This is a genomic window from Streptomyces sp. HPF1205 (assembly GCF_020400825.1).
Taxonomy (GTDB): domain Bacteria; phylum Actinomycetota; class Actinomycetes; order Streptomycetales; family Streptomycetaceae; genus Actinacidiphila.
In genome coordinates, this window is record NZ_JAINVH010000073.1 from 1 (window position 1) to 8,948 (window position 8,948).

The following is an 8,948-nucleotide window of genomic DNA, read 5'->3' on the forward strand; positions in this document are numbered from 1 at the left end:
CTCCGCCGGGCCAACCCTTCCGCTTCGCTCCAGGGTTGACGGCCCCTCAATCAGCGGGCTCCGCCCGCCTTCTGACGGGCCGCAGCCCCTCGCTCCGCTCGGGTCCCTGGCGGTGCGCGTTGCGCCCCGTGATCGGTGCCCCATTACGCACCCGGGCGGCCCGCACGGGGCCGGGCAACGAGCAGCTGACTAGGACGGGGGGCTCACCTCAAGTCAGCGGAGGCCCCGCGCCGCCAAAGGCGCCAGTACCCGATGACGAGCAAGACCGGGTAGACGCCGAGTGCGAGTGCGGCCAAGAACGCGAGGACCCGTTGCCACCAGGGCCAGCCGTCGGGACTGACGGCAGCCGCAACAGCCGAGATCGGAAGCACCGCCATCAACGCTGCGCCCCTTAGCGGATCCAGCGGCCGATGCTTCGATGCGAGGTGCTCCGGGAGCGGCAGGTCGCCCCTCCAGGCCGCGTACCGCTCTCCGGGACTCTTCCGCAGCTCCGCGCGCGACTCCCGCGGCTGACCCCTGTGCGTCATGGCCAGACAATACGCCCAGCCGGCCCCCACCCAGGAACCCGGCGGGCACCGCCTGGCCTGTGAGCCCACCGTGGAGGGTCCGGCAACAAGCGGACCGGCTAGGAGGGAGGGGTGGGGGTCAGCCTTGGAGGCGGTGATGCCACCACTCTAGTCTGCGCTCCCCGGCTCGCCGACTGTAGGGGTCGGGGAGGGTCCGGCGAAGCAGTTCAGCGTCGAGGCCGGCGACCAGCTTCTCCAGTTCACCGCGAGCTGGAGAAGGGAGTTTCGGCAGGAGCCGCTCGACCATGTCCCTGGCTTCCCGCACATCCTCCAGATAGCAGGATCGGCACGGGCAAACTGCGGGCCCGGGCTGCAGGTAGCGGCCGGTCTGCGAGAGGAACCTGCGGTACCACCGCAAGGCCGTTTCAAGGCCTCCTGGCCATACGTCCTGGTCGTTCTGTGCGACCTCGACCTGGCAGACGGCGCGAGTCGCTGCTGCTGACAGGCGGTCGATGCGGCGGGGGTGGCCCGGGGAGAGGCGGGGCCGCTGTTGGGTGCGCAGTGCGCCCGGCCGTCTACGCGGCATGGGCCTTTCGGTTGACAGTCATAAGGGGACCGTAGCCGGGGTGAGGAAGACTGTCGATCCTGCGTGAGGCGGCCGAAGGTCTGCGTCATATTTATTTACCCGCTAGACTCTGGACTCAGACACCACCCCCGGAGCATACCCACCCGGGGCCGCGCATCGTCCCCGGATGGGGGAGCGTCAAAACCATGGTGGCAGTGGTCACAGCCGAAGGGGAAAACACGCTCGTGGAGATGGACCCGCTTCCGCATCAGATCGAGGCGTCCGATGCGGCGGTGCGGGCACTCGAATTGCAGCCGGGTCAGGAAATGCCCGCGCAGGGTCTGCGGACGCAGGTCATTGCGGCGACCGGTTCGGGAAAAACTTTTATGGCGGTGCTGACCGCGCGGAAACTGCGTGCGGGCCGGGTATTGGTGCTGGTTCCGACTTTGGACCTGCTGACTCAGATGGCGGCCGCGTGGCGGGCCGGCGGCCGGACGGGCCCGTTCTACGGCATCTGCTCGCTGCGTGCAGATGAGGCGCAGGGGCTGGCGGCGTGCACGACGGACGTGAACGAGCTGGGGGCGTGGACGCGCGGCCAGGAGACGCTGACGGTCTTCGCCACCTACGCCAGCGTGGGTCTGGGGACGCTCCAGCGGGCGCACGAGGCGGGCCTTTCGCCCTGGTCGCTGGTGGTGGTGGATGAGGCCCACAGGGTCAGTGGTCGGGGCAGCAAGCCGTGGGCTGCGATTCACGACAACGCGAAGGTGCCTGCTGACCGGCGGCTCTACATGACGGCGACCCCGCGTGTGTGGGAGGCGCCGGAGACGGACGAGGGCGGCAGCGCCGCGCCGGTGTTGGTCGCTTCGATGGAGGACGACCCGGACGGGCTTTTCGGCAGCGTGGCGTACAAGTTGACGCTCTCGCAGGCCCGCAACCTCGGTCTGGTCGCGGCCTGGCAGGTGGTGTGTGTCGACGTCACCGACCCGGAGCTCCAGGCGGCCGCGCTGCTGGGGATCGAGGCCAGGTCGGACAACGTGCGCGGCTCCCGCCTGGCGGCGCTTCAGACCGCCGCGGTGAAGACGGCCGCAGAGCGCGGGCTGCGCAGGATGCTCAGCTTCCACTACCGGACCAGCGAGGCCGAAGCCATGGCGGCCGGGGTGCCGGCCGTTGCCCAACGGTTGTGGGAGGACGACCCCGAGACGTATCCGGAGCCGGATCGGGTGTGGTCGGACTGGCTGTGCGGCGAGCACAGCCCCAAGCGCCGCCGGGCGACGCTGGCCACGTTCGCGGACCCCGTCGGCGAACGCGTAGACGGCGACCTGTTCCCGATGCGCCTGCGCCTGCTGTCCAGTGTTCGAGTCCTCGGGGAAGGCGTCGACACGCCAGGATGTGACTCTGTGTTCTTCGGAGACGTACGCGGCTCCGCAGTCGACATCCTCCAGATCGTCGGCCGCGCCCTGCGGATGAAACCGGGAGAAGGCAAGTTGGCAAGCTTGGTGGTGCCGGTGTTCCTTGGCAAGGACGAGGACCCGGACGCCATGCTCACCAGCAAGGGGTACCACGGGTTGGCCCGGATTTTGGCTGCGCTCCGTAGTCACGACGCGGACACCGTGGAAGCCCTGGCGGAGCAGCAGTCGAACACCCGGAGCCGGAAGCCGTCGGCATCCGAGCGCGACGCGGCGGGCCGGGGTGAGGAGCGGGGAACGTCGGCTCCCGCACAGAGCCTGCTTTCCTTCTCCACCCCACGTGATCCTGCCGTGCTGGCGCAGTTCATGAAACTGCGGATTCTCCAGCCGGAGAACGCGTACTGGCGGCAGGGAATCCAGGCAGCGACCCGGTATGTGAAGGAGAACGGGGATCTGAAAGTCCCGTACGCGTTCACCACGCCGGAGGAATGGCAGCCCGCTGGCTTTCCGCTGGGGACATGGATCGCGGACCAGAGGCGGTTTTACAACGCAGGTGAGATGAAGCCCTCGCGCGCCAAGGAACTCGAAGAGTTGCAGATGATCTGGTCGCACTGGGACGTCGCTTTCCAGGAGGGGCTGTCAGCAGCGCAGGGGTGGGCCGCCGAGCACGGGCACCTGCTCCCGCCCACGAGCGTCACCTGGAACGGGTACCCGGTCGGGGTCTGGATGAAGAACCAGCGCACCGCGGGCCGGCGGTTGGCGGAGATCGAGGCGCGGCGCGAGGCCGGCCTGTCGGTCGGGTCCACCGCCGGGGCGCTGACCGAAGAGCGCAGGGACGCACTCGAGGCGATCGACCCGTCCTGGTGCCCGGCCTGGCCGGTCGCCTGGCAGCGCTGCTACCGGTTGTGCCGCAACCTCATCGAGGCCGGAACCGAGCTGCCCACCGCGCCTGGGCAGATGACGCTCCAGGGCGAGGACCTCGGGGCGTGGGTCCAGGCGCAGCGGCTCGGCTGGGACCAGCTGCTGCCCGCGCAGGCCTGGATGCTGGAGAACATGCTCCACATCGGCCCGGCGGAGCCTGACGAGCGGCCGCTGGCGCCCCGCACGCAGGCGGACAAGTGGGCGGCGAATATGGCGGCGGCCCGGCAGTTCTACGCCCGTGAGGGGCACTTCCAGGTGCCGAGGAAGCACGTCGAAGAGGTCGACGGCGTGCCCTACAAGCTGGGCATGTTCGCGGACAACGCCCGCAGGCGGGCGGACAAGCTGAGCGCGGAGCGCCGGGCGGAGCTCGACGCGCTGGGCATGCGCTGGTAGCAGCGCGCAGCGAAGGGCCGGGCCCGGACCCCACGGGGAAGCCGGGGCCCGGCCCTCGTGCGCGGCCGCGGCTGCCCCGCTGACACGAGGTGGCACAACAACCCGGCCCGACTGCTGACGCCAGAGCGGCACACGGGCGTACAGCGGCTCTGCCGGGGCGTCCGGCGGCGCGGTCCCTCTCCTGTTGAACGGGTCCGTCGCGGCGGCCGGAACCCGGCCGCCGGGACGCCAACCCCCGGGGCCGCTTCCCCGACACCCCGGTCCGCGTTCCGTTCGCTCTCTCTCCCTCTTTCACCAGCGCTGAGGGCAAAGACAGGGGCACAGAGGGGAAGTCAGCGCACCGCAACCGCCCGGCGGACATCGCTACCGCAGGTCACAGCCGGCGTGCGGGCCGGGCGGGCGAAACGGTGCGAACGGGTGGTTGAACGCCTGGTTGCCGACTCACTCGGCGTTCGCGGATTGTTGCCCGGCGTTGAAAATGCCGACGGACCGGGCGTTCACGATGCCGATGTGGTGAGGCAGGAAAGCCCCGCCGCGGGTGGGTTCGGCGGGGCGTTCATAGGCGAGGTGTCGTCCGTCGTCGGCAAGGTGCCGGTCAGCAGATTTGTGTGTCCTCACCGTTGACTACGAGGGCCTGGCCATCGCGCAGGGTCCGGTGGGGGACGCCGTCGGCGCGGTAGTTGGCGGCGACGACGCTGAGGGCCTCCGTTTCGGGGTGCCCTGGTGAGTCGACGTGGGGCACGACGGCGTAGTCAAGGATGCCGAGCCCGTCCCAGACCACCGGATCGCCGTAGGTCTCGGGCACCACGCTCGGGTCGTCGCAGTGGTCCAAACCGCGCAAGCTCGGGGCGAGCACGCACGGGCCTGCGCTGTAGCCGGCATAGACCAAGGCGTTCTGTCGCAGAAGTGCGGTCAGCACGGTGTCCGCGCCGCTGCGGGCGAGGGCGTATCGGAGCATGAAGACGTTGCCGCCCCGGAGCCAGACCGCGGGGAAGCGGGCGAGCGTCGTCTCGATGGCCTCTCTCGGCTGGTCGAAGAACCCTCGCAGGTCGACCTCGGTCGGCCGCAGCCCCAGCGCGGTCAGGGCGTCGACCTCACGCTCGACGCCGGCCGCACGTTCGTTTCCGGGCTGCCCGTCCATGGCGTTGGCGATCACCGCGATTTCGGCCGGGCCCGGTTCGCCCAGCAGGGCGAGGAGCCGGTCGGGGTGATCGCCCATGCGGAAGGAGGAGAGATACATGCGCATCCAGGGACCCTATTCGGTGCTGTGTGGTCGGAGTGCGTCGGCTGTTAGCTGAGGTCAGGCCGACGGTTTCAGTCGACCACCTCGCTGACGGCTGCGCGGGCTGCTGGAGGCCCGCAGGAGGGACTGGAGGCGGATGCTGATGGCCAACGCCCGTCGTGCACGCTCAAGCTCCACAGTGGTGCCCTGCGGTCCCTGCGCAGTGTCCTCACGGGGCGGCGGGCCCGGGTCCCATGGTGGAGTCTCGCCCGTGTTCTCATACGGTCGCTGACATCGGTGAGAGATCCACTGCCACGAGGATGAGGTTTCAGTCCAGGGTGCCGTCCAGGGCCTGGACGAGTCCGCGTCTGGGCATGCCGGCCCCGGCCCGATACCAGACCGGTCCTGCCGGCCCGTGGGCGAGCAGGTCGTCCAGCGCGGTCACCAGCAGGGGCACGCCGCCCTCGCCTGCTTGGTAATCCTGGAAGCTGAACTGCCAGTGCTCGGAGGTCAGTTCGAGGACGCGGTTGATGCGGTTGGCCAGCGCCGGGCGGGACATGCCGGTGAAGACGATGGCGACCGGCGGAGTGCCGGGACGGCCGGTGGGCGGGAAGAGCGTCTGCCAGTGCAGCCCCGTCCCCGTGTTGCCGCCCATCGCGTTGCTGCGCTTCACCTCGTAGAGGGTGCGGGCGAAATACTGGTCGTAGCGGGCGAGCTTCTCCGCCACCCGCTCGGGGGACTCCGTCCCCCGGTCGACCTCGATCATCAGCACCGGCACACCAGCCGCCGGGGCGCGCAGAACGGCGTCGACGCGCACCGCCGCCTTGCTGCCGGAGGCGATCGGCAGGTGTGTCTCGGTGCGGAACGCCTGGACGCCGCAGATGCCTCCGGCCGCGTCGGGAAGGGAGCCGCCGCGGACGAAGGCGATGACGGTCTCGTTGACGGCCATCGCGTGCTTGGCCCCGCCCCGGGCGACCCCGCGGGCCAGGCCGCCGTCGACGCCGTCGACCATGTTCTTGTCGGCGTAGTCCAGGCCGGCCGCCGTCAGCCGCCACAGCTTCTGCGCCGCAGGCCCCGCCCGGCCCGGCGTGCCGATCCGCCCGCGCGGTCCTGCGGTATTGCCCTCGGACACCACCGGGCCGTGCTTGGCCAGATCCAGCAGCGCGTTGCGGATCGACTTGTTGTCGCTCAGGTGCGGCCGGGTCAGTCGCATGATCTGCGTGGCCGTCGCGACTCTCAGCGCGCCCAACACGGTGATCGCGTCGTCCCGCTCGGGTGACGACGACCCGTACGGATACAGCACCCGCCGCCGCTTCGGCGTCCCGGTCTGTTCCCGCTCCTGTACCTGCTCTTGCTCCTGCGTGTGGCTCACGCCTTCCTCCCCGCTCGCGGTGATCAGGCAGTCCAGTCTCGCCCGGCCCACCGACAAAGCAGCCTCGGCGCCCGCCTGGAGGCCCCGCAGCGCGCTGCCGCTCCACTTTCCCGGCCGACGCGCCCAGCGGCGGCCAGCGCCCCGCCAAGGCCGCCGGAGGCACACCAACCGCCCGTTAGCCCCTCGCGCCTCGCCCACCACCCAGCCGCACCCGTCTCCTTTTCATCGGGTGCAGCAGGGGGTGGAGGGCAAGAGGGGATGTCGAAGCCTCGGACAACATCACTACTTGTGGCCTGGCCTGCGGAAATGCCCCAACCGTTGCCCGGTAGGCCGGTAGGAGCCCTGGCAGGAGTCCAGGAAGGGGCCACGGCAGGAGCCGCGTTGAAGCGGCAGGACGCCCGGTGAGCACCCCGGCCCACCGGTGAGCTGGGGGCGCAAAAGCCTGGATCCGCTCAGCGGGTCACTGCGCGGCGGGGAGCCGGTCCAGGCTCCAGTAGCCGCCCTGTCCGCCGGCGACCCGCCACACCGGCCGGGCCGGGCCGCGGTGGTGGTGGCGATGACCAAGCGGCGGGAGCGGACCAACTGCAGGCCGGCTGCGCGGGCGAGGAACTCCGCCTCCCGGGTGCCCGGGGCCACCCGCCGCGGCACGGGGGAGAACACCGCCAGCAGGCGCGGGAACGGCCGCTCGAAGTACGGCCCGGCGTAGTGCTCCTGCCAGTGGTTGCGCGGCGCCCGGGCGGCGTTGCCGCGCTCCGAGGGCGGGGCGGTGCCGTAGGTCGCGCAGCAGCGCGAGGGTCAGCTGGGCATCCGCCCGCTTTGTTGAGATCTGCTGGCTGAGAGTGCCGGAGACGACGTCGAAGACCGCTCGTTCGGCCTTCTCCGACTCTGTCTTCGGTTCGCCCTCGTAGGGGTAGATCCGGTCTTTCTTCCACTTGGTGAGCTGGTCGCGGCGGCGTTCTCGCCGGCGTCCGGTGAAGTGCTCGCGAAGGGCGCCCCGCGCCGCCTGCCACAGGGACCCGATGTCGCCCGGTGCCATGTCACCCAGGGGGAGCAAGGAGAGCGCCTCGTGGTCGAACCTCCCCCACGTGATGTAGGCGGAGTAGCTGAACTGCGGCTCGAGGTCCTTGGCTGTTTCCTCGTACAGCAAGTGCTGGTCGTCCGGACCATAGTAGAGAGCGCGGTGTTTCCCGCTTCTCCACTCAATGATGGTCAAGAGGCCCTGCTGCTGCTCGTTCTCCCCGAAAGTCAACGGGATCGGGGTCCGGTCGGCCATAGCGTCGGAGGGATCGAGGACAGCGCCCCAGTAGGAGATCTGCAGCTTGTCGTCGTTGAGCAGCAAAGGCGCAAAGTGGGAGCGCAGGACGGACAGTGTGCTGTCGGACTCCAGCAGGGCCAGGGACTTCTGGGTGTCGTTCCAGATGGTGACGACCGTCCCGGGCTCGGTCTGCGTGGTCGGTGCCGAATCCCAGGGAAAGACATTCCGGCGCTCGGCCGTACCGGAGATCACGATGTGGAGCAGCTTGCCCGTCGCATCGCGGCTGTGGCTGTCCCATTCCACACGGCTGCCGAGCGCGAAAGCCCGCAGACGCCCTTCACCAAGCCTGCCGTGCAGTCCACGCTTCCCGTTCTTCGACTTGGTCGCCTTCAGCTTCCATGAGTCACCGATGCGACCGAACGCCCCGGGGAGCTCATCCAGACCGATCCCATGACCGTCGTCGGTGACCGTGGTCTTCGAGATCGCATCCATCTCGCTGTGGTCGAAAGTGACCGACACGTCAGTGGCTTCGGCGTCGATGGCGTTCCAGATCAACTCGATCACAGCCCGGACAGGGTCGCTCTCGTGCGCCAGGCGCGCAACGTGATCGACGCCTGCCTGCAGGATGAGTTCGGTCATGCGAGGAACATACGGGAGGCGCTCCCCCCGCCGTGACCGTCTCGGCAGCATGTGAGAGACCAACCGCTCCATCAGTCCGGCGCAGGAGGGCACGGCCCACACTCGGTGGGGCGAAGGCCGGCCCGCCCGCCGCAGCACCAACCGAACTCAGCGCGACCGGTAGCCAGGCCGGTGCGGCGGGCTCCCCCCGGTGCCGCCGCGTCCCTTCCTCCCAGGCTTCGCATTGGGGACGTTCCGCGCCAGCTCACCGACCCGGCGCCGGAACTCCTCCAGCCATTCCTGCCGCTCCAGGCTGATGACGAACTCCTGCTCCTGGTCGTCCTGGCCGTGCTCCTGGTCCTGCCCGACGTCGCCACCGAACGCCAGCTGCTCGTACAGCACCGCGGCGCTCTCCTGGTCTGCCGGAGAGGGCTTGCCGCCCTGCGCGGACCGGCCAGGCGGGGTGGTGGGGCCGGGGTCCTTGGAGGCCCGTAGAAGGGCCTGGAGGCGAATGCTGGTGGCCACCGCGCTCGTACACGCTCAGCTCCACGGTGGTGTCCTGCGGTCCCTGCGCAGTGTCCTCACGGGGCGGCGGGGCGGGGTGCCAGATGGCGGTGTAGACGGTGTGCCCGGGCGGGCGCGGCCGGCGCCCCGGCGTCCGCGGCGGGGTGACGTCGACGCAGTGGCCGC

Annotated in this window: 5 protein-coding genes; 1 reads left to right on the forward strand and 4 read right to left on the reverse strand. The window is 70.1% G+C overall.

The features are described from left to right. The first annotated feature begins 1,322 nt into the window (after window positions 1-1,322). Window positions 1,323-3,791: a DEAD/DEAH box helicase gene (locus tag K7G61_RS35385; RefSeq protein WP_225851266.1), complete on the forward strand. Its 2,469-nt coding sequence runs from the start codon at window positions 1,323-1,325 to the stop codon at window positions 3,789-3,791. Between the two features lie 595 nt (window positions 3,792-4,386). On the opposite strand, the gene K7G61_RS35390 is transcribed toward K7G61_RS35385, so the two are convergent. From K7G61_RS35390 to K7G61_RS35405, 4 genes are all read right to left on the reverse strand, one after another. Continuing rightward, a complete protein-coding gene (locus tag K7G61_RS35390; RefSeq protein ID WP_225851262.1) occupies window positions 4,387-5,037 on the reverse strand; it encodes a Type 1 glutamine amidotransferase-like domain-containing protein in 651 nt (216 codons plus the stop codon). Between the two features lie 304 nt (window positions 5,038-5,341). After that, window positions 5,342-6,385, reverse strand: coding sequence for a replication-relaxation family protein (locus K7G61_RS35395; RefSeq protein ID WP_225851263.1), 1,044 nt, complete (start codon window positions 6,383-6,385; stop codon window positions 5,342-5,344). 460 nt (window positions 6,386-6,845) lie between these two features. Beyond that, complete coding sequence (locus tag K7G61_RS35400; protein WP_225851264.1) at window positions 6,846-8,279, reverse strand: ATP-binding protein; 1,434 nt, start codon at window positions 8,277-8,279, stop codon at window positions 6,846-6,848. A gap of 147 nt (window positions 8,280-8,426) precedes the next feature. Then, window positions 8,427-8,783: a hypothetical protein gene (locus K7G61_RS35405; protein ID WP_225851265.1), complete on the reverse strand. Its 357-nt coding sequence runs from the start codon at window positions 8,781-8,783 to the stop codon at window positions 8,427-8,429. Between the last annotated feature and the right edge of the window lie 165 nt (window positions 8,784-8,948).

What these genes read in the sequence shown, in the direction of transcription:
- K7G61_RS35385 (WP_225851266.1), top strand. Translation starts at nt 1,323, where the DNA reads ATGGACCCGCTTCCGCATCAGATCGAGGCGTCCGATGCGGCGGTGCGG.
- K7G61_RS35390 (WP_225851262.1), bottom strand. Translation starts at nt 5,037, where the DNA reads ATGCGCATGTATCTCTCCTCCTTCCGCATGGGCGATCACCCCGACCGG.
- K7G61_RS35400 (WP_225851264.1), bottom strand. Translation starts at nt 8,279, where the DNA reads ATGACCGAACTCATCCTGCAGGCAGGCGTCGATCACGTTGCGCGCCTG.